The organism is Natrinema marinum, from assembly GCF_024296685.1.
GTDB classification, from domain to species: domain Archaea; phylum Halobacteriota; class Halobacteria; order Halobacteriales; family Natrialbaceae; genus Natrinema; species Natrinema marinum.
Genome location: NZ_CP100763.1, coordinates 2,897,152 through 2,919,430, shown reverse-complemented (window position 1 = coordinate 2,919,430; position 22,279 = coordinate 2,897,152). Strand labels below are relative to the sequence as shown.

Annotated in this window: 19 protein-coding genes; 8 read left to right on the top strand and 11 right to left on the bottom strand. The window is 65.3% G+C overall.

Annotated features, from left to right (window positions below):
* The first annotated feature begins 109 nt into the window (after positions 1 to 109).
* Together NKH51_RS14560 and NKH51_RS14555 are read left to right on the top strand one after the other, a co-directional pair.
* Positions 110 to 1,174, top strand: coding sequence for an amidohydrolase family protein (locus tag NKH51_RS14560; protein WP_254762397.1), 1,065 nt, complete (start codon positions 110 to 112; stop codon positions 1,172 to 1,174).
* Positions 1,174 to 1,971: an iron-sulfur cluster assembly protein gene (locus NKH51_RS14555; protein ID WP_254762396.1), complete on the top strand. Its 798-nt coding sequence runs from the start codon at positions 1,174 to 1,176 to the stop codon at positions 1,969 to 1,971. Before NKH51_RS14560 ends, NKH51_RS14555 begins: the two co-directional genes overlap by 1 nt.
* A gap of 18 nt (positions 1,972 to 1,989) precedes the next feature.
* Here NKH51_RS14555 and cgi121 read toward each other — a convergent pair whose 3' ends face one another.
* Together cgi121 and NKH51_RS14545 are read right to left on the bottom strand one after the other, a co-directional pair.
* Positions 1,990 to 2,526 carry a KEOPS complex subunit Cgi121 gene (gene cgi121 / locus NKH51_RS14550; protein WP_254762395.1) on the bottom strand — a complete coding sequence of 179 codons (537 nt, stop codon included), beginning with the start codon at positions 2,524 to 2,526 and terminating at the stop codon, positions 1,990 to 1,992.
* Complete coding sequence (locus NKH51_RS14545; RefSeq protein WP_254762394.1) at positions 2,526 to 4,940, bottom strand: ATP-dependent DNA helicase; 2,415 nt, start codon at positions 4,938 to 4,940, stop codon at positions 2,526 to 2,528. Before NKH51_RS14545 ends, cgi121 begins: the two co-directional genes overlap by 1 nt.
* Before the next feature lie 335 nt (positions 4,941 to 5,275).
* On the opposite strand from NKH51_RS14545, the gene NKH51_RS14540 reads away from it, so the two are divergent.
* On the top strand, positions 5,276 to 5,707 hold the full coding sequence (locus tag NKH51_RS14540; RefSeq protein ID WP_254762393.1) for a universal stress protein: 432 nt from the start codon (positions 5,276 to 5,278) through the stop codon (positions 5,705 to 5,707).
* Between the two features lie 21 nt (positions 5,708 to 5,728).
* On the opposite strand, the gene NKH51_RS14535 is transcribed toward NKH51_RS14540, so the two are convergent.
* The 3 genes from NKH51_RS14535 to NKH51_RS14525 form a co-directional block, all read right to left on the bottom strand.
* Positions 5,729 to 6,934, bottom strand: coding sequence for an inorganic phosphate transporter (locus NKH51_RS14535; RefSeq protein WP_254762392.1), 1,206 nt, complete (start codon positions 6,932 to 6,934; stop codon positions 5,729 to 5,731).
* Positions 6,935 to 7,027: 93 nt separating this feature from the next.
* Positions 7,028 to 7,822 (bottom strand): class I SAM-dependent methyltransferase, encoded by a 795-nt coding sequence (locus NKH51_RS14530; RefSeq protein WP_254762391.1) that lies wholly within the window; start codon positions 7,820 to 7,822, stop codon positions 7,028 to 7,030.
* A gap of 346 nt (positions 7,823 to 8,168) precedes the next feature.
* Complete coding sequence (locus tag NKH51_RS14525) at positions 8,169 to 8,816, bottom strand: hypothetical protein (protein ID WP_254762390.1); 648 nt, start codon at positions 8,814 to 8,816, stop codon at positions 8,169 to 8,171.
* 510 nt (positions 8,817 to 9,326) lie between these two features.
* Here NKH51_RS14525 and NKH51_RS14520 point away from each other — a divergent pair.
* Positions 9,327 to 9,572, top strand: coding sequence for a ferredoxin (locus tag NKH51_RS14520; RefSeq protein ID WP_254762389.1), 246 nt, complete (start codon positions 9,327 to 9,329; stop codon positions 9,570 to 9,572).
* A gap of 123 nt (positions 9,573 to 9,695) precedes the next feature.
* Here NKH51_RS14520 and mdh read toward each other — a convergent pair whose 3' ends face one another.
* Entirely contained in the window at positions 9,696 to 10,610 is a 915-nt protein-coding gene (gene mdh / locus NKH51_RS14515) for a malate dehydrogenase (RefSeq protein ID WP_254762388.1), read from the bottom strand.
* Between the two features lie 184 nt (positions 10,611 to 10,794).
* On the opposite strand from mdh, the gene NKH51_RS14510 reads away from it, so the two are divergent.
* The 3 genes from NKH51_RS14510 (at position 10,795) to NKH51_RS14500 (ending at position 13,148) form a co-directional block, all read left to right on the top strand.
* Positions 10,795 to 11,253: a TIGR00725 family protein gene (locus NKH51_RS14510; protein ID WP_254765161.1), complete on the top strand. Its 459-nt coding sequence runs from the start codon at positions 10,795 to 10,797 to the stop codon at positions 11,251 to 11,253.
* A gap of 71 nt (positions 11,254 to 11,324) precedes the next feature.
* A complete protein-coding gene (locus tag NKH51_RS14505; protein WP_254762387.1) occupies positions 11,325 to 12,044 on the top strand; it encodes an Sjogren's syndrome/scleroderma autoantigen 1 family protein in 720 nt (239 codons plus the stop codon).
* Positions 12,045 to 12,287: 243 nt separating this feature from the next.
* Positions 12,288 to 13,148 carry a phosphatase PAP2 family protein gene (locus tag NKH51_RS14500; protein WP_254762386.1) on the top strand — a complete coding sequence of 287 codons (861 nt, stop codon included), beginning with the start codon at positions 12,288 to 12,290 and terminating at the stop codon, positions 13,146 to 13,148.
* Between the two features lie 36 nt (positions 13,149 to 13,184).
* Here NKH51_RS14500 and NKH51_RS14495 read toward each other — a convergent pair whose 3' ends face one another.
* Entirely contained in the window at positions 13,185 to 15,611 is a 2,427-nt protein-coding gene (locus NKH51_RS14495) for a DEAD/DEAH box helicase (protein ID WP_254762385.1), read from the bottom strand.
* Positions 15,612 to 16,831: 1,220 nt separating this feature from the next.
* Here NKH51_RS14495 and NKH51_RS14490 point away from each other — a divergent pair.
* Positions 16,832 to 17,332 carry a TspO/MBR family protein gene (locus NKH51_RS14490; RefSeq protein WP_254762384.1) on the top strand — a complete coding sequence of 167 codons (501 nt, stop codon included), beginning with the start codon at positions 16,832 to 16,834 and terminating at the stop codon, positions 17,330 to 17,332.
* 23 nt (positions 17,333 to 17,355) lie between these two features.
* Here the strand turns inward: NKH51_RS14490 and NKH51_RS14485 are convergent, their stop codons facing one another.
* The 4 genes from NKH51_RS14485 to NKH51_RS14470 form a co-directional block, all read right to left on the bottom strand.
* Positions 17,356 to 18,567, bottom strand: coding sequence for an MFS transporter (locus tag NKH51_RS14485; RefSeq protein WP_254762383.1), 1,212 nt, complete (start codon positions 18,565 to 18,567; stop codon positions 17,356 to 17,358).
* 130 nt (positions 18,568 to 18,697) lie between these two features.
* Positions 18,698 to 19,282, bottom strand: a complete 585-nt coding sequence (locus NKH51_RS14480) for a diacylglycerol/polyprenol kinase family protein (protein ID WP_254762382.1) — start codon at positions 19,280 to 19,282, stop codon at positions 18,698 to 18,700.
* A gap of 294 nt (positions 19,283 to 19,576) precedes the next feature.
* Positions 19,577 to 21,337: a glycine--tRNA ligase gene (glyS, locus tag NKH51_RS14475; protein ID WP_254762381.1), complete on the bottom strand. Its 1,761-nt coding sequence runs from the start codon at positions 21,335 to 21,337 to the stop codon at positions 19,577 to 19,579.
* Positions 21,330 to 22,184: a CBS domain-containing protein gene (locus NKH51_RS14470; RefSeq protein ID WP_254762380.1), complete on the bottom strand. Its 855-nt coding sequence runs from the start codon at positions 22,182 to 22,184 to the stop codon at positions 21,330 to 21,332. Before NKH51_RS14470 ends, glyS begins: the two co-directional genes overlap by 8 nt.
* Between the last annotated feature and the right edge of the window lie 95 nt (positions 22,185 to 22,279).

The following is a 22,279-nucleotide window of genomic DNA, read 5'->3' as shown; positions in this document are numbered from 1 at the left end:
ATATAGAGTCCGGTGAAAACTCATGTGGAGGGCGAAAATCGCTATCAGGTCGTAACTCAGTCGTGTCTGAAAAAGAGTAATGTGGTGTGGTAACGATATACACTGTGCCATGTACCAGCACAACGGCGAGGAGATATTCGTCATCGACGGGCACGTACACCTGTGGGACGCGACGGCGGAGAACATCGACCACGACGGCGGAGAGGAGTTCATCCAGTGTTTCTACGACTATCACACGACGTTCACGCCGGAAGATCGCCAGTGGAGCATCGAGGAGTACCGGAAGTACGGCCCCGACCGGATGGTCGAGGACCTGTTCGGAAACGCGGCCACGGATATGGCGATCTTTCAACCGACGTACCTCTCTGACTTCTACGTCGAGGGGTTCAACACCACCGAGCAGAACGCCGACCTCGCGACCGAGTATCCGGAGCGGTTCGTCCTCAACGGCTCCTTCGACCCCCGCGACGGGGAGGCGGGCCTCGAGTACCTCGAGGAACTCCACGAGGCGTACGACATCCCGGGCGTCAAGCTCTACACCGCGGAGTGGCGCGGCGACTCGAAGGGGTGGCGACTCGACGACGAGGAGGCGTTCCGTTACCTCGAGAAGTGCGCCGAACTCGGCATCGAGAACATCCACGCCCACAAGGGACCGACCATTCGACCGCTGAACCGCGACGCATTCGACGTCGCCGACGTCGACGACGCGGCCTCGTCGTTCCCCGACCTCAACTTCATCGTCGAACACGTCGGTCTCCCGCGGCTCGACGACTTCTGCTGGATCGCCGCCCAGGAGAACAACGTCTACGGCGGCCTGGCCGTCGCCGCGCCGTTCGCCCAGAACCGGCCGGGCAAGTTCTCCGAGATCATGTCCGAACTGCTCTGGTGGCTCGGCGAGGACCGCATCCTGTTCGGTTCGGACTACGCGCTGTGGAACCCCGACTGGCTCGTCGAGGAAGTCCTCGAGGCCGAACTCACGCAGGAACACCGCACGGAGTACGGCGTCGAGTGGGATCTCGAGACCAAGCGGAAGGTGATGGGCGAGAACGCGGCCGACCTCTACGACATCGACATCGAAGCGAAGCGCCGAGCGTTCCAGGACGACGAGATCAGCCGGGAGTTCGGTCTCGGAGACCACTACGCCGGCGAGGAACCCGCGGCGGCCGACGACTGATGACCGGGACCGAACGCGCGACGCCCGAACCCAGCCGAGCGGCCGTCCGCGACCGACTGGACCGCGTCACCGACCCGGAACTCGACCGCTCGATCGTCGCCCTCGAGTACGTCGATCGGATCGAGATCGACGGCGCCCGCGTCGCGGTCGAGTTCACGCTCCCGACGGCGTGGTGCTCGCCGGCGTTCGCCTGGATGATGGCCGTCGACGCCCGCGACGAGGTCGAGTCCCTGCCGACCGTCGAGACCGCCCGGATCACGCTCACCGCGCACATGCACGAGACGGAGATCACCCGCGGCGTCAACGAACGCCGCTCGTTCGCCGAGGCGTTTCCCGACGCCGACGGCGACGTCGCCGCGGTCCGCGCCGAACTCGACGAGAAGGCTCGAGTCGCGCGCCAGTACGACGCGGTCGAGGCGCTGCTCGAGGCGGGTCTCGATCCGGACGCGATCGTTGCCCTCCGGCGACGCGACTTCGAGGGACTCGACGGCGGGACGGCGGCCGACGGCGCGGACGAGACCGTCGCCGTCTACGTCGGCGATCGCTCGTTCGCCGTCACCGCGCCGGCGGCCCCGATCGAGCGCTACCTCGAGAAGGCCCGCGAGACCGGCCTCGTCTCCGACCCGGACGATCGACTCTTCCGAACGCCCGAGGGCGAGCCGATCGACCCCGACGCGTTCGACCTCGTCCGCCGACGCGGCCGACTCGCTAAAGTCAACATGTCGAGTCAGGGCGGGATCTGCGACGGCCTCCGAGAGGCGAGGGAGGGGCGACTCGAGAAGTCGGCCGACGACTGACGGCGGTCGGCCCGCGGGCTACTTCTCGACTTCGAGCAGCGCCACGCGCTCGCGGACCAGCGCCGACAGCGAGGCGTCGGTCGCCCCGCGCTCGGCGTCGGTGATCTCGAAAAAGGACGACAGCGTCTCCTCGTCGGACTCCTCGAGCGTCGGTTCGGTCGACGTGACAGCCTCGAGAGCGGCGACCTCCTCGAGGGCGGCCGCTTCGTCTTCCTCGCCGCGACCCGCTTCGCTTCCGGTGGAACCGCTGCTCCCGTCGACGAGGATCACGGCCCGATTGTCGCCCTCGCCGACGCCCATCTCGAGGGCGCGGTCGATCTGTCGGCGGCCGGCGGCGTACAGCAGGATCTCGACGGCGCGGTCCCGCGCGACGTTCTCGCCGCGCTCGATGGCGCGATCCGCGAGTTCGACGGCCCGCTCGAGGTGGCGCCGATCCGCGACGTAGCGGGCGTCGAAGGCCTGTATCGTCACGCCGTGGCGGTCGCCGAGATCGCCGAGATCGGCCACGAACGAATCGAGGTCGTCGATCGTCAGTCGGCACTCGAGTAGCTCCATCAGAAATCACCCAGACTGGACTGGCTCTCGTCGGATTCGGTCGCCTCCGTCAGGGGCCGATCGTCGTCGTTCGCCCCTTCACCCGAATCAGCCGTGGCGCTTCTGGTACCCGACCCCGACGATGTCGGCTCGATGCCGTCCATCGAAGGATCTTCGCGACCGGCGTTCTCGAGGATGGTTTCCGCTGTTTTCTCGCCTTTCAACACGCTGAGGACCACACCCTTGTCCGCGGTTCGCAGGTCCGCGGGTTCCTCGATTCCCGCGTCGTAGAGCCGTCGGGCGCGCTTGCGACCGACGCCGCCGACCGAGACGAGCTCGAGCAGTTCCTCGCCGACGCCGTGTTCGACGCGGGCGCGGGCCTCCCGGACCGCGACCGTCCACTCGCTGTCGATCTCGGCGGCCAGCGACTCGGCCGCGCCGAGCAGCCACTCGGCGGTGTCGACTTTCCCCCGCAGATCGCCCGGCCCGATCTTGTACCGGTCAGTCAGCTGCTCTTCGTCCGTTTCCTCGGCCCAATCCTCGAGCAGCGTGCCCGTCTTGAGCGCCGAGAGCCAGTCCTCGAAGCGCTCCTCCTCGAACTCGCTTGGCGCATCGCCGAGCAGTTCGGCCTCGCGCTCGTAGTAGAGTTCGCCGAATTTCTCGTCTTCGCCCGAGCGCAAGTAGAGTTCGTACATGTCCGGCGTCCGCGAGATCAACTGGTAGAGGCCGAGCGCGGTCGGGCGCTCGTCGGCGTCTGCGAGCCCGTGGACGATCTCGGCGGCGCTCATCGGATCGAGGTAGAGCCGCGAGACGGTGTGGCCGAGGCTGGTTGCCTCGAGCGACTCGTCTCGGCCGGCGCTGTCGGCGAGATCGGCCGCGGAGGTGAACGCGCCGCCGTCGTCGGCTGCAGCGTCGTCGTCACTACCCTCGCGCTCTCGCGGTGAACCGCTCGAGGATTCCGAGGCGCTACGCGCCTCGCGTTCGATGAAGTCGTTCGACTCGAGGTACTGTAAGACCGTGTCGGTCACCGTCTCGAGCCGGCCGGCTTCGCTCGACTGGCTCGCGTAGAGGGTGGCCTCGAGGAACTCGAGGAGTCCCTCACGTGTGCGGGCGAAGCCGGAGGCGATGGTCGCGAGCACGTGCGTTCTGAGTGCGGGCTCGGCCGCCAGCTTCGAGCGGACGGGCTCGGGATCGGCCCAGATGTAGCGGTCGAACAGCTCCTCGCTCTCGTCGTGGCTTTTCGCGAGGAGGACGGCCTCGCCGTAGGGATCGAGGCCCGGACGGCCCGCTCGGCCCATCATCTGGTGGACCTCGAGGACGTCTAAGGGAGCCATCCCGCCGGCGCTCGGGTCGAAGCGCCGCCAGTCGCGGACGATCACGCGCCGAGCCGGCGTGTTGACCCCGGCCGCGAGCGTCGGTGTCGCCGAGATGACCTTCAGCAGCCGATCGCGAAAGGCTTCCTCGACGAGGCTCCGCTGGGTGCTCGAGAGGCCGGCGTGGTGGAAGGCTGCGCCGCGCTCGACGCAGTCGGCCAGGTCCCTGCTGGTCTCGGTGTCGCTGTCGTCTCTAATTTCGTCGGCCAACTCGGCGAGTTCGGTTCGCTCTTCGGCGGTCAGTTCGTTTTTCGAGACCCCGCCGAGCCGCCGCGCGGCCGCCTCGGCGTTGCGCCGCGAGTTGACGAAGACGAGCGAGGAGCCCCCCTCTTGGAGGATGTCGCGGACCAGCGCGGCCTCCTGCTTCTCGCTCCCCTCCACGGGGACCTCTCTGGTCGAGCCGTCGTCGAAGTTCAAGGCGTTGCCGTAGTGGACCCCCATCTGCAGGTCGATCGGCCGCCAGTCGGTGTCGACCAGCGCGGCGTCGAGCCAGTCGGCGATCTCGTCGGCGTTGCCGACCGTCGCCGAGAGGGCGACCACCTGCATGCGCGGGTTGAGCTGCCGGAGTTTGGCAAGGGTCACCTCGAGCGTCGGGCCGCGATTCCGGTCGTCGATCAGGTGGACCTCGTCGCTGACGACGCAGGTCAGCTCGGAGAGCCAGTCCGCGCCGTTGCGCACGAGCGAGTCGACCTTCTCGCTGGTCGCCACGATGATGTCTTTCGTCGCGAGCCAGTCGCTGGTGCTCTCGTAGTTGCCGGTCGTCACGCCGACCGTGACGCCGAACTCTCCGTAGGCCTCGAACTCCTCCTTTTTCTCGCTGGCGAGCGCCCGCAGCGGGACGATATAGAGCGCCTTCCCGCCGCGTTCGATCGCTGACAGCATCGACAGGGCGGCGATCATCGTCTTCCCGCTGGCGGTGGGGACGGCGGCCACGAGGCTCTCGCCGTCGGTCGCGCCGGCCTCGACCGCCTCGGCCTGGGGCGGGTAGAGCTCCTCGATGCCCTCCTCCCGGAAGTGACGGGTCGCACCGGGCGGGAGCCCCGACAGCTCCTCGATATTCATTGTCCGTCCTTGGCGCGTCCCGTGGTTTAAACTGTCGTCTCGCCGACCGCGGGCACGCCCTCTCGAGCGTTCGATGAACGGATGGAGTACCTCGAACCGATCGAGCGGCATGCGGTGGCGCGCGCTGTCGACCGATCGAACGTCAGTGAGGGCGGCCGACAATCTCCGTGCGAGGGATGAGCGAATGAAGTGAGCGAATCGGCTGGGGAGGGCGTGGCGACGCCATATTGGCGCGATAGCAGGACGCTTCCTTCCCACCCTTCCCTCGACGTTTACCTGACAAACACGATAGAAGGGGCGACAGATCGATGGGACCGGCGACCGAACCCCTGTCCATGGTCGATCCTGACCGCGTTCTCGTTCCCACGCTCGGCCGCCCACGAGCCGACGAGGCGCTCGCCTACGCCATAGAGACGTTCCCCGACGCCGAGATCACACTACTCGCCGTCGTCACGCCGCTTGGCGCCCCGCTCAGCGAGGGCGGCGTCCTCGAGCGAGACGAGGAACGCTCTGCAGAGGCACGAGCCAGCGCGACGGACCTGCTCGAGTCGGTCGCTCCCGACGCGACCGACCGCGTCCGGATCGAGACGGCCGAGGGGCGACCCGCGAACGTCGTCCCCCGCTACGCGTCCGAGGAAGGGATCGACCACGTCGTGATGGCCGGCTCCGGCGGCGGCGCGGACGGCTTCCTCAGGCGGTTTCTTGGCCGCGGGATCGCCGCGACGGTGGTCGAACGGACGGCGGAGCCGGTGACCGTCCTCGAGTGAGCGGGCGGCGGCGTTCGCGGCTCACCCGATGACCATCGCGAACGCCTGGTAGAGCCCGTAGCCGACGACGACGGAACTCCCGAGCGTCAGTAGCCAGAAGGCGATCGTGACGCCGATCTTGCGCCGCGAGACGCCCGCGGAGCCGCCGGCGAGTCCGCCGCCGATCACGCCCGAGAGGACGATGTTGTTCAGCGAGATGGGGATGCCGAGCGCGATCGCGATCTGGGCGATGATAAAGCCCGGCACCAGCGCCGCGATCGAGCGCCGGACGCCGAGTTGGGCGTACTCTCGCGAAGTCGCCTGCAGCAATCGCGGCGCGCCCATCCACGCGCCGGCGAGGATGCCGGCCGCACCGATCGCGAGCAGGACGATCCCCGGCAGACCGAGTTCGGCGCGAAAGAGGTTCTCGAGGGGGCCGGTCGCGAGCCCGACCTGGGAGCCGCCCGACGAGAAGGCGACGATGCCGCCGAGGACCAGCAGGAACGAGCGGATGCCGTCCTCGACGGAGACACGAACGCGAGCGCGAACCCACACGAACGCGAGGGCACCGACCGCGATCGTCACGAGGACGGTTCCGAGATCGATGCCCGCGGCGAGCGTCGGACCGCCGCCGAACTGTCGGGCGACGAAGCCGGCGAGGGTGCCCTGTGCGGCCGTCGGATCGGGGATGACGCCCAGCCGAACGTTGGCGACGATCGCGCCGACGATGCCGGCCAGCAGCGGGACCCCGACCGTTTCGGGAACGTCGTCGCGCCGCAGGATCGTCGCCGTCGCGTACGCCAGCCCGCCGGACATGATCGGCACCAGCGCCCAGAAGATCCCGAGCCGCCGGTAGGTGGCCATCGCCGGGTCGCCGCCCAGCGAGAGCCCGACACCGATCATCGCGCCCGTCGTCGCGAACGCCGCTGGAATCGGATACCGCGTGTAGATCCCGACCGCCATGAACGTCGCCGCCGTCAGCAGGCCCGCGGTGGCTGCAAGCGGCGTGATCGTGACGCCGTTGATCAGGTCCGCTCCGATGGTTTCGGAGATGCTCCCGCCTTGCATCAGCGCCCCCGCGGCGGCGAGCAGTCCGATGACGAACGCCGCTCGCATCGTCGAGATCGCGTTCGCGCCGATCGCGGGCGCGAAGGGTGGCGAGTTGCTGTTCGCCCCGAGTACCCACGCCATGAACAGACAGGTGAGAATCGCGGTCCCGACGAGGACGGCGAAAGATAGTGCGACCATTCGGTCTCGTACCTCGTCGTTCCACGACCGACTGGAAAAGCGTTCCCTCGGTATCGTGTCGGTCGCCCGTTCGTCGCGATTCAGTCGCTCCTCTCAGTTGGTCTTCTCGAGCACCGTGCTGTAGTGAGCCGCCTCCTCGTCCGTTCGGTTTGCGTCGTCTCGAAGCACGTCGCGAACGCCCCACGGCGTTCCGATCGTCGCCTCCCGGAGTCGGGCGGGCGAGCACAGCAGGAACTGCAGCGTCCGCCCGATCTCCCGCCGCTGCTCGCCGTCGGCGGTCTCGTGCTTGAACTCGAGGTGGAAACACCGATGGGCGATCCCCTCGCGGGGGTCCGAGCGGTAGCCGAAGAAGTCCGCGTCCAGCCGCGTCGGGTCGTAGTTGTCGACGACGGCGACCCCGTCGATGTCGGTGACGCGAGCGAACTCGGCGAGCAGAGCGCGGATGCCGGCCAGCGACCGGCCGAGCCCGATCTGCGTCCCGACGGCGTGAACCGCTCCGAACGCGCCCGTCGCGACCGGCAGGTCGAACATGTCGCCGACGAAGACGCCCTCGAGTCCGCGTTCGCGGGCCGTGCGCACGGCGTTCGGACTCACGTCGACGCCGACTGCTTCGACGCCGCGGTTGGCCCACCACAGGAGGTGCTTTCCCGCGCCACAGCCGACGTCGAGTACCGGTTCGTGGTCGGTCAATCGCTCGAGGAGGTCGATCGTTTCCCGATCCCACGACTCCGCACTCGAGAAGTAGAACTCGGCGACGGAACCGTCCTGTACGTCCGCGCCGTCACGATAGGTCAGCCGGCCCGGCGTGTCGCGGTGGTGGGCGAGCATCGCTCGTCCCAGTGGGTCCGCCGGTCGCAATCCGGCAGATTTGGGACCGTTCTCTTCCATGCTTGAGTCGAGAGGACAACCGATAATAAAAAATTGATTTATCTATGGTTTCTGTCCTCGCAGGGCGCACGATAAATTTTCTTAGCGGTATTATTTCACTTTCAAAGAAAGTGTGCTATGAATGCAAGAGTGTTGGAAGAAATGAATAGATGAGAACAACTATCGTAGCGATCAAAAACGGAAAGGCAAGGGGCTCATCATGAAGAATGAGCGCGGCTGCTAGAACTGCAAGTGCTAGGGCAGCTATAGTAGAACGAATTGCACGGAGATGTGCTTTGCTGGATAATTCACTGTCGTTAACCATGTCGTAAATAATATTCAGACCGGTATAAATATTATCGCCTATTCAGTCTGGGAGGTCATCCTTGGGATCCGTGGGAAGAGCCTTACTCCACGCCTTTGCGGCAGAAAGGCTGACTTCCACCCCAAGTCCATTTTTTCCACCCGAGATATTCTTGATCGACCCGGTGGGATCCGGAGAGAAGGTATGCGTGTAGGATCCCCAGAGTGTGGTTGGCACCTTATCCTCTCTCAATTTGAACTTTCCAGTTAAGCCTACGGTAGCATCTGGGAGCCTGTCACTCGCGCCACTACCGTATTGCTTGTCGGAGTGGTCTTTCAATTCTACGGTGCCAGCAAGTGCATCATCGGCGACGTCTTCAGCCGTGTATTTTGCTGTATGGTCATGAGTCGCGCGGACAGATGGTTCTCCCACAGCAGCCCAATCATTGGCATTGTACCCGACACCGATGGCGTCGGGACACCACCACGAGTTTCTAAGCGTGTACTTGGGATCCTCGAGGAACATACTAACACTCATCCACACTTCGGGGTCGCTACCTATCGCTGGACTTGAAGAAACGACGAGTGAGGAATCAGTATCCTCCGGATCGCCGTAGACGTACTGCGGACTAACCTGTTGATCGTCTTCAGATACGTCACGGTTGGCCAGTTTGCTTTCTTCAACAGTTGGATCCAATCCAAGATCCTCCAATGCTTGCTTTGCCCCTCGTGCTCCGTTTTCAGTGATGCCTGAAAGGAACTCTCTGTTAACTTTCTCAGTCGAAAGTTCCGTATCTCGCTTACTTGCACTTACTGTTCCAATCGTACTAATCGTCGCCAGTGACCCTGCAGATAACAGGAATTTTCTTCGCCCTCGCATTCCATCTGGTTATTGCTCGCAGCTATAGTTAATTCCCTGTCAGTATATTCACAATCTGAAAACCGTAATATGGATATTATATGTGTAGAACAAACCGAAATTTGGGGCGCTCGGTACACCAACCGCAGACCGTCCCGATATCGGATGATGGCGGCTCGTGATCGAATCCTTTTTGTTACCGAGATCGACTGATACTTTTCGACCCCGGGTCCGACATCCGTATCGGTAGTGTCCATACGACAATCGTAACTCGAGGAACGTTCACCGCGTTCTCCCGTCCAGTGGCAGTCAAGATGACGAACGACCGCTAACGATTTACGGGGATCGACCCAACCCTCGCGCATGAAGGTCGAGTACGACGAGGACACCTGTATCGGGATGTTCCAGTGCGTCGCCGAGTGGGACGCCTTCGAGAAGGACAAATCGAAAGGGAAGGCCGTCCTCGAGGGGAGCGAGGAGACAGCGGACGGGGTTTTCGTCCGCGAGGTGCCCGAAGACGCCGAACTCGACGCGAAGTTCGCCGCCCGAACCTGTCCCGTCGACGCGATTCGGATCTACGATGACGACGGCGAGCAGCTGATCCCCTGACCGGTGGCTCGCGCGAACTCACCTACGTTCGTTTCTCTTTGCTGATACTGAACGACCATTGCTGTCCGCCAGCGGAACGTCGTCGCGACGATACAGCGTGGCCGTCACCGCCGCTTGTCGGACTTAGTTGATCTTGTCGTACTGTTCCGAGAGCTTCTCGGCGGCCTCGCCGAGCTGGTTGCGCTCGTACTCCGTGAGGTCCCACTCGACGACCTCCTCGACGCCGTCGGCGCCCAGCTTGACCGGGACGCCGAAGGCGGTGTCCTCGTGGCCGAACTCGCCCTCGAGCTTGACGCTGCCTGGCAGCACCTCGCCGGTATCGCGCAGGATGGCTTCGACCATGTGGCCGACGCCGGTCGCTGGGCCCCACTGGGTCGCGCCCTTCTTCTCGATGACGTTCATCGCCGAAGTCTGGAGTTCCTCGAGGAGGTCTTCTTTCTCGTCCTCGTCGAACGCGGGGTCCCGTCCGTTGACCCGCACCTTGGAGAAGACGGGGACCTGGGCGTCGCCGTGCTCGCCGAGGATGGTCGCCTCGACGTTCCGGACGGGGGCGTCGAAGCGCTGGGAGATCACGTAGCGAAAGCGGGCGGAGTCGAGCCGGCCGCCGAAGCCGATTACCTTCTCGCGGGCGCGGTCGCCGGTCTCGTAGAGGTGCCGGTTCAGGAGGTCGACCGGGTTCGACGTGGTGACGGTGATGAAGTCGTCGTTGTGCTCGGCCAGCGAGGAGCCGATGTCCTCCATGATCGGCGCGTTGTCGCCCGCCAGATCGATCCGGGTCTGGCCCGGCTGGCGCGGAATCCCTGCCGTGATGACGACGACGTCCGAGCCGGCGGTGTCCTCGTAGCCGCCCTGCCGGATCGTCGTGTTCGAGTCGTAGGCCGCGCCGTGGTTGGCGTCGGCCGCCTGTCCGATCGTGTCGTCTTCCTTGTCCGGAATGTCGACGAAGACGAGTTCGTCCGCGATGTCCCGAAGCGCGATGTTGTAGCCTGCGGCGGCCCCGACGGTGCCGGCCGCGCCGACCACGCTAACTTTCGTCATACCACGTAACCCTCCACCTGCCTCCGCGTTAAATCCGTCGAAACCCACGACTTCCGACAGTTCGACGATGTATATTACGACAGCCGTCGAATCCGGTGATCGCCACCTCGCGTCTCACGGTCGGATCTCCGGCCCCCTCGAGACCGAACCGACCAAACCCCGCGCTCACGTCTGTCAGCCCGGTATGCGCGTCAGCGTCATCGGCGGTGGCACGATCACGGACGAACAGACGACTCGAGCAAACACGGTGGGACGCGAACTCGCCGCCCGCGGGCACACGGTTGTCTGCGGGGGGCGGGGCGGGACGATGGAAGCGGTCTGTCGCGGGGCGAAAACCGAAGGTGGGACGACGATCGGCATCCTGCCGGGCGAGCACCGCGAGCGGGCGAACGACTACGTCGACATCGCCATCGCCACCGGGCTCGGCCACGCCAGAAACGCCCTCGTCCCGCTGAACGGCGACGCCGTCATCGCGCTCGCGGGCGGCGTCGGCACGCTCTCCGAGATCGGCTTGGCCGGCGTCTACGACCGACCCGTCGTCGGCCTCGGGACGCACGACCTCTCGGGGCTCGAGATCGACCTCGAGGCCGTCGAGACGCCGGTGGCCGCCGTCGACGCGGCCGAAGCTGCCGTTGAACAGTAATCGGACCCGTCGCGTCGCGCTGACTGTCGGTTGTCGCAGCTTTTTCGACGCTTGGACACGTCTCAACGGATATGAGCGACTTCGACAAGGAAGCCGAGCGCGAGAAGCTTCGCGAGAAGTACGAGCGCGACCAGAAAGAGCGCGAGGCGACCCAGCGCATGAGCGACCTCCTGCTCAAGGGTGCGACGATGACCAACGCCCACTGTGGCACCTGCGGCGATCCCCTCTTCCAGCAGAACGAGACCACCTTCTGCCCCAGCTGTCACGGCAACCCTGACGCCGTCGAGGGGACCGACCTCGAGGCCCGACCGGCCGAGGGCCAGCCGACGGACGACGCTGGCGCGGGACAGGCTGCCGGGCAAGCGACGGCCGACGCTGGACGCGCCGACGAAACGGGTGCTGACGCGACGAACGCACCCACGCCGGAGGCCGTCGACGCCGCGGCCGACTCGACGACCGACGCCGGTACGGAATCGACCACCGTCCGTCACGAGCGCCGCGCCGACGACCCCCGCGACTCTCGATCCGAGGCGGCCGCCGCGAGCACCGACCCAGCACCGCAGTCGTCGACCTCGTCGCGGGACCGCCAGTCGCCCACTCAGTCCAACGCCGCCCCGTCCCGTCGCGGCCCCGCCGCGGTCGACGACGACCTCGAGGCCGCCCGCGACGACCTCGTCCGCGCCCTCGAGAAGTTCGCCGCGGAGGCCGCCGCGACCGACGATCCCCGATACGCGCGTGACTGCCTCGAGGCGGCCCGCGAGGCCAGCGAGACGCTGTCGACGCTTCGCTGATGGAGTCCGATACGGCGGGACGCGTCCGCTTTCCCCGGGTCCGGACGATGCCGTGTCGATCGACCCTGACGGCAAACATATACCAATAGATATAAGTTTAGCAAAAATATATGATCGTTCGACAAATCGCGTTCGGCCGGTCGGGACGCCGGCAGTCGGGTACCGACCGCCGCTCGCCCTCCACAGTCGCCGGCGCGCTCGTCGCGACCGGTCTCCGGTCACGTAACCCACACCATACCTAAGATGGCACTCGGATTCGTCGTACTACTCACGGTACTCGTCGTTTGCACCGGCCTCGTCGGGACTGGCACGCTCTGTCTCGACCGAACCAGTCTCCGCCGAACCGCGGCCGAACTCGACGATCGGCTTCTCGAAATCGCGCCGTATCTCGGCGTCGCGGCGCTGTTCTTCCTGGCAAAACGAGCGACACACGGACTCAGTCTGCGGATCTCGAAACAACTCGACTGGGATCTCACCGCGGCAATCTACGCCATCGAAGGCGAGTTCGTCGCGGTCCTGCAGGACGTCGTCCCGCAAGCGGTCACGCTCGAGTTCTTCTCGGCGATGTACATGTTCGGGTTCCCGTTCTTGCTGGTGACCGCGCCGATCCTCTACTTCATGTTGCCGAACCAGCGCCACCTGAAGGAACTCCTCGTCGCGTACGTGTTCAACTACGTGATCGGCTCGCTGTGCTACACGCTGTTCGTCGTCTACGGCCCGCGCAATCACCTCTCGTCCGTCTCGGGTCTGATGTACTCGTTTTACCCGCAGACACAGGACCTGACGGCAGCCGTATCGGCCAACACGAACGTCTTCCCGTCGCTGCACACCTCGCTGGCGGTCGTCGTGATGCTACTCGCCTGGCGGTCGCGCGAGGAGTACCCGCGCTGGTTCCCGATCGCCTCGTTCGTGACGGCCTGCGTCGTCTTCTCGACGATGTACCTGGGAATTCACTGGCTGATCGACGTGATCGCGGGCATCCTCCTCGCCGTCGGCAGCGTGTTCGCGGCCGAACGGATCGTCGGCCGGGCGGAGGGCGGGGCCGACCCGACGCCAACGATAGACGAGGCGACGGACGGAATCGCCTCGGAGTCCGACGACTGATATCCACGCGGTTGCCGTGCCGTCGGTCTCGACTTCTTATCCCGAATAATCGCTCCCGACGACTTCACGAATCCGCTCGGCGGTCACTTTCCCCACGCCGTCGGCTGCCTGCAACTCGTCTTCGGTCGCGATCATCACGCCCTCGACGGTGCCGAACTCGGAGAGCAGCGACCGGGCCGTGACGGGGCCGATCTCGGCGATGGAGGCGACGACGTACTCCTGTTGCTCGCTCAGGGTCTTGGTGCCCTTCTCGCCGTGGACCGACACCTCGCGGTCGGCGGTTGCCTGTTCGCGGCCGGCGATCACGGCGAGCAGTTCGGTCGTGTCGTCTTCGCTTTCGGTCCGCAGGACGCTCGCGCCGAAGTCGACGGCGAGACTCGAGAGCGCGCCCCGGACCGCGTTCGGGTGCACGTCGCGCTGTTCGTACAGCCCCGCGCCCTCGACGACGACGACCGGCCGCGAGTAGTGGCGGGCCATCGCGCCGACCTGCTCGAAGACCGAGCGGTCGCCGCCGACCAGCGAGTCGACGAAGTCCGCGACGGACTTGCGCTCGACGACGACCCGATCGGAGAGCACGTAGTCACCGACCTCGAGCGTCTCGAGGCGCACGTCGATCTCCTCGCGTCGCGAGAGGTCGCGGGCGATGTTGGCGTCCATCTCGCGCTGGTCGGCGACGAGTTCGACGGTCTCGCCCTCCGCGTGTGGCTCGTGCGTTTCGATGTCGTCGTCCGGGTCCGCGGCGTCGGCTCCGTCGGCAAACTCCTGTAATCCCGGTTGGTCCGCAACCCCTCCGCTTCCGCTGGAAGAATCGCCGACTGCGTCGGGATTCCCGCCGTTGTCGTTCACTTTCGCTCCGCTCTCTCCGCCGTCCTCGAAGTCGGCCAACGACTGCTGTGAGTCGTCGAGTTCGTCCTCGAGGTCGTCGGCCATCCCTTTCAGGTCGCGCAGTTCGGACTCCATCTCCTTCTCGCGGCGCCGCGAGATCCAGAAGTAGGCCTCGTCGCGGGTGTCCTCGGCCATGAGGACGACGACGCGACCCTCGGACTGGCGGCCAGTCCGGCCCTTCCGCTGGATCGAGCGGATCGCGGTCGGGACGGGCTCGTAGAAGAGCACGAGGTCGACCTCCGGTACGTCCAGCCCCTCCTCGGCGACGGAGGTCGAGACCAGCACCTCGAACTCACCGGCCCGGAACTCGTCTAACACCTCTTGCTGTTGCTTTTGGGTCATCCCGTCGGAGCCCTCGCGGTCGCCCTGGCCGACGAACCGCTTGGCGTCGAAGCTCTCCGAGAGGAAGTCCGTCAGCGCCTCGGCCGTATCGCGGGACTCGGTGAAGACGATGACGCGCTCGCCGCCCTCGAGCCCTAACGTCTCGGCGAGTAGCATCCGCGCTTTGCTGTACTTGGGGTGGATCTCGTCGAAGTTCTCAGCTTTCCGCATCGCCTCGCGAACGCGGGGGTCGGAGACCATCCGCTGGCTCGCCTTCGACGCGCCCGACGAGCGGGCCTGGTTGCGCTGGCGCTCGAAGTACCGGCGTAGCGCCTCGACGCTCTGGGTCTCCACGAGCGTGACGGCCTGCCGTAACTTCATCACCTCGGCGTGGACCGACATCCCTTCGAACCCCTCCGACTGGTCGTTGTTGATCAACTGCTGGAGTTCGGCCCGCATCCGGTTGAGATCCTTCTGAGACTGATCGGGCTGGGTCGATTTCGCGACGCCGAGTTCCTTTAACTTCTCGAGTCGTTCTTTGATGACTTCGTTCAGTGCGTCCCGGATCGCTATGACCTCCTCGGGGAGGTCGATCCGCTCCCATTCGACGTCGGTGTCGTGGGTGAACTCGTCGACGTCGGCGTCCTCCTCGGTCATCACCTCGACCTCCTGGAGGCCGAGGTTCTCACAGACCTCGAGGATGGCCTCCTCGTCGCCGCCGGGCGAGGCCGACATGCCCGTCACGAGCGGTTCGCGGGCGTCGGCGTGGTAGCGCTCGGCGATGTAGTTGTAGGCGTAGTCGCCGGTCGCCCGGTGGCACTCGTCGAAGGTAACGTGGGTCACGTCCGCAAGCGAGATGCGGCTCCCGACCAGATCGTTCTCGATCACCTGCGGGGTCGCCATCACGACCGTCGCCGACTCCCACATCGCGGCGCGGTCGTCGGGGCTCACGTCGCCGGTGAAGACGACGATTTCGTCGTCCGGAATCTGCAGGGCCTCGCGATAGAAGTCCGCGTGCTGTTGGACGAGGGGCTTGGTGGGGGCGAGCATCAGGGACTTTCCGCCAACCTCCTCGAGCCGTCGAGCGGTCACCAGCAGGCTCACTGTCGTCTTCCCCAGCCCCGTGGGGAGACAGACGAGGGTGTGGTGGTTCGCGGCCGTGCCGGCAAGTTTCAACTGGTAGAGTCGGCGCTCGAGGAAATTTGGTTCGAGGAGCGGGTGCTCGATAGAAGCCGGTTCCTCGTCTGCCGTAGCCATTGGCGTCGATTCGATACGGGCCCGGTTAAGCGTTGAGAAAGCACGGTGAAAGTGTAACTCCCGTGTGTTGCATTGTGATTGGCTTCCCCAGTGGGGTGTGGGTGACGTTCTACGATACGCTCGTCTCTGCCGCAGGAACCGTCCGAACCCACACAAGGGTCCGGGCCGAGAGCGATACTGTGCCGTCGACTGGTGGTTCCGGACGCCTCTACCGAGCCGCCGATCGATTCTTCGACACGCACTTATCGACGACTGAACGAAACGAAGGCCTTGAGGATCTACCGCACCCGTTAGTACGTCGTATCGTTCGAGAACGACCGTGTGCCCATCGGGCTGCATCTATTTCGGCACGAGAACTGAGCAGCACTTCTGTTTCTCTGACTACTTATAAATCTCGTACAATATGAGTATAGCCCCGGTTGCGTGCAAGGCGACGGCACCGGGTCGTAGCGACTCTTGCATAAAGGCAATTGGTAATGCGGCCACCCACACTAGCGCCAACGGAAGCTCGAACAGCGGACGCCCTTTCACGACTCCGAGAGCAGTACTCAATACTCCCCCCACCCCGATGCTGACGAGAATGACCACCCAACTTATAGAGAATCCCTGCACAAAACAGACGACGCCCGATACTACCGTTAACAATGAAAAAAGGACAGAATCGCGCCACCTATCGCGACGGGTTACATCCCTGCTATCCATGGTTCTTTTCTTTCATGTCAGATGAAAAATCTTCTGATGGTCTGTTCCTTAGACTGGCAGGTGAACGTTATAATCAAATTCCTTGCTAACTCCCATCTCGTCCTATAACGATGAGGGCATCTAACGATACAATTGGTCAGTCTATCGTTTGAACAGTTTGGGGTCCTGAAACGCAACGCTACGATTACGAGATACGGTGAACTAGTAATCCGGATCGACGAACGACTCGTCGGTCCGACTCCGATGTCGACGTTTCGATGAGCACCGACGTTATCGGCGTCGATTTCATACGAGGTTCGACACGCTGTCGCCGCGGCTCGAGCAGCGGCACCGTCGTATCCTCGTCCGTCGCTGCCATTGTCGGTCGCTCACCGCCGCCCCGAAGAAGGGTTCCCGTCCCGCGGTGAAAGTAGTCCCTCGCTCGAGCGGGCGACAGAACGCCGCCTCGTGGCGCCAGTTCGATCTCCCGAGTGGGTGGTCGGCCATCGGTATAAGCGCGCTCGCGACGTAGCGAACGTATGGAAACCCGAACGCCCTCGTTTTCCGCTCCCGATCCCGGTTCGCTGCTTCGGGCAGCCGGGTTCGTCCTCCTAGTGAACGTCGTCGGCGGCTTGCCGGGCGTCCTCTCGTCGCCGGACAGCGCCTGGTTCCGCAGCCTCGCGAAGCCGTGGTTCTACCCGCCGACGATCGCCTTCCCGGTCGTCTGGACGGCGCTCTTCACGCTGCTCGGCGTCGCGCTCTGGCTCGTCTGGCGTAGCGACGCCGACGGCCGGCGGCTCGCGCTGGGGCTGTTCGCCGCACAGATGCTGGTCAACGTCGTCTGGACGCCGACGTTTTTCACTCTCGAGGCGCTGTTCGCCGCGTTCGTCGTCATCGTCGTCCTCTGGGCGCTCGTCGCCGCGACGATCCTCGCCTTCCGCCGGGTCGACCGGCGCGCGGCGGCGCTGCTCGTCCCGTACCTCGCGTGGGTGACGTTCGCGGCCGTGCTCAACTACGAACTCTGGCGGCTGAACGCGTAGCCGTAGCGGCTTCCCGAGCCGAGTCACTGTTCCGGCAACCACCACGTGAAACCGATCGCAACGGCAACGAACCCCGCCAGCACGAAGTACGCCTCGTCGAAGTACCCCCGGTCGGCCAGCGCGCCGACCATGACCGGGCTCAGCGCGCCGACGGTCATGTAGACGGTCCGCAGGAAGCCCAGTCCCGTCCCCTGCATGTCCGAGGGAAACGCCGAGGTCATGTACGGGAGGGTGATCGTCCCGTAGCCGAGGATGCTCGAGAGGACGACGGTCCCGACGACGAGGGGCCAAAAGCCCTCGAGGAAGGGGAGCGCGATCAACGACAGGACGACGATCCCGAGCACCGGCGGCAGCGATTTCCGGATGCCGAACCGGTCGTAGAGCCGGCCCGTCAGCGGCTGGACGACGATCCCAGCCGCGAAGAAGGCGCTGAAGAGTCCGGTCGCGGTGGCCTCGGAGAAGCCCTTGATCTGGATCAGGTAGGTCGGATAAAAGCCCGTAAATCCCTGCCAGACACAGTAGGTGAGGATCTGGATCGCCGCGACGGTGAGGATCTCCGGCCGGCGCAGTTGCGCACCGACGTAGCGAACCGTCTCGAGCGAAACGCTGTCGACGGCGCTGGTCGAGCCCGAGGTGCGCGCGGGGACGACGAACCGGAGCCCGATCGCGACGAGCGCGAACGCTGGGACGACGAGGCCGAAGCCGTACTGCCAGGCGAACGCCGACGCGATGCCGCCGGCCGCGAGCGGCAGGAGGGTGTTGCCGGCCTGACCCGCAGCCATCGTGATCCCGATCGCGGTGCCGTCGTTGTCGGGGTAGGTGTCCGACAGCGTCGTAAAGCGGGCGACGCCGTACAGCGCCGTCCCGAAGCCGAACGCCGCCGTGGCGACGTAGACCACCGGCGCGGAGCCGGCGACGGCGACGAACCCGAGCGTTACCGCCGAGATCACGGTGCTCGCGACGAGGACGTTCCCCTCGCCGAACCGGTCGGCGAGCAGGCCGCCGGGGAGCTGTCCCAGTGCGTAGCAGAGCCAGAGGGCAGTCAACAGCAGTCCGGCGGTCGTCAGGTCGAGCCCGAAGGTTTCCCGGAGGTATGGAAGCAACACCGGATAGGCGAGCCGGACGCCGATCGAGAGGAACCAGCCGGCGGCGACGGCGACGAGGATCGAGCCGCGGCCGTCCGCGAAGAAGGCCCGCACGCTCGACAGTCGCTCGCTCGCTCCCGGCTGTGACACGGTAGGTGCTCTCGTTTGGCGGCGAGCGTCTTGATAGCTCCAGAACGGTACGGGCTTGCCGATTTCGGAACCGGCCGTTCGCCGCCCGGAACGGCGTCGGCACGAGCCCGAGCGGTGCTGCGACGGCGGCTCACGCGGCGACGACCTTCATCGCGACGAACGCCAGACAGGCGGCGTAGATCGGGATCGTCAGGTTGTCGTCGATGATGTAGGTCCGGATCTCGAGGGTCACGCCGTCGGCGATCGTCGCGCCGATCGCGGCGACCACCGCGACGGGCAGCGGGAGAAACGGGATCGCGACGAGCGTCGAGACGAGAAACATCGTTCCGAGCACCTTCGGCGGCTTGATTCGCTGGAGGCTGTTGTCCGAGACCGCGCCGCTGATCGGGTCGCCCAGCGAGAGCATCAACATGGCGGGGAGGGCGATGTCCGGATCGAAGGCCACCACGACGGCGGCCATGCTGATCAGGTAGAGGGCGTACGCGGCCGGGTTGTCCTGCTCGTACTCGCGCGTAAGCACGTCGTAGAGCCGCCAGTCGAGTCCGACCTGCAGCCGAAGGAACTCGAGGACGAGTGCGCCGGCCGCGAGGGTAACCATGAGGAGCTTGAACCGGGGCCACGTCAGTCCCAGCTCGAGTGCGCCGGCGAGCAGATAGAGCGCGACCAGTCCCGAGCCGCTGGCGTGGACGAGCCGCCGCTTCAGTTCGTCGGCCATCGTATTGAGCCTCGAGTGAGGTGACCTTCAGTCCGTCGATCAACTCCAACCTTTTACGCTGTCGTTCGAAAGGCGCAAAGCGCCTTTCGTGATCACGAGACGGCGAAGCCGTCTCGAACGACGCTCACTCGCTTCGCTCGTTCGCTCGGTAAACGGTTGATCAAAAGTCTCCTCCTTCCCCGCCAGCCGCGCGTCGCGCGGCTTCTGGGTCAGTCGTCGGCCCGCTCGCTCACCCTTCGGGTTCGCTCGCGGGTGCAACAGCAGTGGCCGCCGCCGATACTGGCAACACGTCCGCTACAGTTCCTCGAACTCGAGGTCGCCGGCCCGGATCGCCGACAGCGTCTCGGGGAGCTCGTCGATCGGCAGGCGTTTCTGTGCGGTCGTGTCCCGCTCGCGGACCGTCACGGCCCCGTCCTCGAGGCTCTCGTAGTCGACGGTCACGCAAAACGGCGTGCCGACCTCGTCCTGACGGCGATAGCGCCGGCCGATGTTGCCCGAGTCGTCGTAGGTGACCGACAGCCCCGCCTCGCGCAGGTCCGCGGCGATCTCCGTTGCTTCGGTCTCGAGTTCATCGTCGCTTTGCAGCGGGAAGACGCCGACGAAGGTCGGCGCGACCTCCGGCTCGAGCTCGAGGAAGGTGCGCTCCTCGCCGTCGACTTCGTCCTCGCGGTAGGCGTGGTGCAAGACGGTGTAGACCAACCGGTCCACCCCGAAGGAAGGCTCGACGACGTGGGGCGTGACGTGCTCGCCGGCCTCGGTCTGCTCTTCGACCGCGAAGCCGGTCTTCTCGACGGGGAGCGCGTGGCTCTCGCCCTCGAGGTCGATCTCGACGGTCTCTCCGTCGAATGCGTCGCGGTCGCGCGCGGCCAGATCCTCGAGTTTCCCGACTACTGCCTGTGCGTCGCCGCCGAACTCCGGCCCCAGATAGCTCATATCGGGGTCGACCGTGGCGCGCTCGACGGTCTTGGGCTCGTCGTACTGCCGGAAGACGGTAAAGCGGTCGCCGGAGTGTTCGGCGTGTTTCGAGAGGTCGTAGTTTCCGCGGTGGGCGAAGCCGGCCATCTCGATCCAGTTGCCGTCGATTTCGCTCTCGGCGTCCCAGCAGTCGCTGGCGTAGTGGGCCCGCTCGCCCGAGAGGTGCTGGCGGTAGCGAAACCGGTCCATGTCGACGCCGACCGCGTCGTACCACGGCTTCGCGACGCCGAGGAAGTAGGCGACCCACTGGTCGGTGATGATCCCGTCCTCGACGGCGTCGCCGATGGTCGTCTCGAGTTCCTCCCCGTCCTCGGCGTTCTGTTCGCTGGCCGGGTACAGCGTCACCTCGACGTCTTCTACGTCGGAGAGATCGGGCTCGTCGGTTTCGGGATCGACGAAGTACTCGAGTTCAGCCTGCGTGAACTCCCGCGTGCGGATGATCGAGCGCCGGGGGCTGATCTCGTTGCGGTACGCGCGGCCGATCTGGGTGACGCCGAAGGGGAGCTGGTTGCGCGCGTACTCCTTGAGCCGGGGGAACTCGACGAAGATGCCCTGTGCCGTCTCGGGTCGCAGGTAGCCCGGCTGGGAGTCGCCGGGGCCGATGTTCGTCGCGAACATGAGGTTGAAGGCCTCGACGGCCTGGCCCGCCAGTCCAGCGCCGCAGTTCGGACAGACGAGTTCGTACTCCGCGATGACATCTTCGACCTCCGGGATGGGGAGGCTCTCGGCGTCCTCGTACTCCGTGTTGTCTTCGACGACGTGGTCTGCGCGGTGGCTCTCGCCGCATTCGGGACACTCGACGAGCATGTCGTCGAAGCCGTCTAAGTGGCCCGAAGCCTCGAAGACGGGTTCGGGCATGATCGTCGGTGCGTCGATCTCCATGTTGCCCTCCGCGACCGCGAAGCGATCGCGCCAGGCGTCCTCGACGTTGCCTTTCAGCGCTGCACCCTGCGGGCCGAACGTGTAGAAGCCGCCGACGCCGCCGTACGCGCCCGAGGACTGGAAGAAGTACCCCCGCCGCTTGGCCAGTTCGACCAGTTTCTCGCTCGTCGGTTCCGCCGCGTGCGCTTGCTCACTCATAGAGTACCTCCAGCAGGTCGATGTCGCGGACGATGCCGACCAGTTGCTCGCCGGTCACCAGCGGGATCTGCTCGATGTCGTTGCTGATCATCCGCTGGGCGGCCTCCTGAACCGACGTGTCCGTCGAGACCGTCACCACGTCGTCGCTCATGAACTCCCGGATCGGGCCCGCCGGGATCTCGATGTCTCGAGTCGGGAGATAGCGGCTCCCGACGGCCTTGATGCCCTCCCAGGACCACTCGTCGTCCTGATCGCCGAAGTTGTCGCCGGTCGCCTCCTCGCCCTCAACGATCCGGGCGACATCGATGATATCGACCTCGGTGAGGACGCCGCTCATCTCTCCGTCCTCGTCCAGCGCGACGGTGTAGGGGACGTTCGCGTAGGAGAGTTCTCGCTCGGCGACCGGCAGCGGCGTGCCCTCGTAGGTCGTGTTCACGTCCTCGCTGACATAGGACTCGACGGCGTCGTCGGTCTCCTGGTCGCCCGCCGCGATCGCGTGGATCACGTCGGTCACCGTGATGATCCCCTCGAACTCGCCGTCTACCACTGGAACGCGCCGCGCGCCCGTCTCGACCATCAGCCGCGCGGCCTCCTCGAGAGCAGTCTCGGCGGTCGTCGTCGGCACGTCCTCGTCCATCAGCATGACGAGTTGGTCCTCGTCGGGCTGTTCGATGAGCGTCTCTCGAGAGATCAGCCCCCGATACTCGAGGCCGTTGTCGGTCGGCTTGACGACCGGCACGGACGAGAACGACTGTTCTTGGAGATACTCGAGGACATCCGAGCGCGTACCCGGCAGGTCGGCGGTCACCACGTCCTCGCGGGGCGTCATCGCGTCGGCTACGTTCATATCCCGTCGGTACGGCGAAAATGAGTATAAACCCAGTGTTTCATTGGCCGGCATTCGTCCGATCGCCGATGGGTATCGTGAACGGACAGTCCGAT

Coding starts and splice junctions, on each gene's coding strand:
- NKH51_RS14535 (WP_254762392.1), bottom strand. CDS start 6,934: ATGGTCGCACTATCTTTCGCCGTCCTCGTCGGGACCGCGATTCTCACC.
- NKH51_RS14495 (WP_254762385.1), bottom strand. CDS start 15,611: ATGGCTACGGCAGACGAGGAACCGGCTTCTATCGAGCACCCGCTCCTC.
- NKH51_RS14555 (WP_254762396.1), top strand. CDS start 1,174: ATGACCGGGACCGAACGCGCGACGCCCGAACCCAGCCGAGCGGCCGTC.
- NKH51_RS14520 (WP_254762389.1), top strand. CDS start 9,327: ATGAAGGTCGAGTACGACGAGGACACCTGTATCGGGATGTTCCAGTGC.
- glyS (WP_254762381.1), bottom strand. CDS start 21,337: ATGAGTGAGCAAGCGCACGCGGCGGAACCGACGAGCGAGAAACTGGTC.
- NKH51_RS14560 (WP_254762397.1), top strand. CDS start 110: ATGTACCAGCACAACGGCGAGGAGATATTCGTCATCGACGGGCACGTA.
- NKH51_RS14500 (WP_254762386.1), top strand. CDS start 12,288: ATGGCACTCGGATTCGTCGTACTACTCACGGTACTCGTCGTTTGCACC.
- NKH51_RS14505 (WP_254762387.1), top strand. CDS start 11,325: ATGAGCGACTTCGACAAGGAAGCCGAGCGCGAGAAGCTTCGCGAGAAG.
- NKH51_RS14530 (WP_254762391.1), bottom strand. CDS start 7,822: ATGGAAGAGAACGGTCCCAAATCTGCCGGATTGCGACCGGCGGACCCA.
- NKH51_RS14510 (WP_254765161.1), top strand. CDS start 10,795: ATGCGCGTCAGCGTCATCGGCGGTGGCACGATCACGGACGAACAGACG.
- NKH51_RS14490 (WP_254762384.1), top strand. CDS start 16,832: ATGGAAACCCGAACGCCCTCGTTTTCCGCTCCCGATCCCGGTTCGCTG.
- NKH51_RS14480 (WP_254762382.1), bottom strand. CDS start 19,282: ATGGCCGACGAACTGAAGCGGCGGCTCGTCCACGCCAGCGGCTCGGGA.
- NKH51_RS14545 (WP_254762394.1), bottom strand. CDS start 4,940: ATGAATATCGAGGAGCTGTCGGGGCTCCCGCCCGGTGCGACCCGTCAC.
- NKH51_RS14470 (WP_254762380.1), bottom strand. CDS start 22,184: ATGAACGTAGCCGACGCGATGACGCCCCGCGAGGACGTGGTGACCGCC.
- NKH51_RS14540 (WP_254762393.1), top strand. CDS start 5,276: ATGGTCGATCCTGACCGCGTTCTCGTTCCCACGCTCGGCCGCCCACGA.
- mdh (WP_254762388.1), bottom strand. CDS start 10,610: ATGACGAAAGTTAGCGTGGTCGGCGCGGCCGGCACCGTCGGGGCCGCC.
- cgi121 (WP_254762395.1), bottom strand. CDS start 2,526: ATGGAGCTACTCGAGTGCCGACTGACGATCGACGACCTCGATTCGTTC.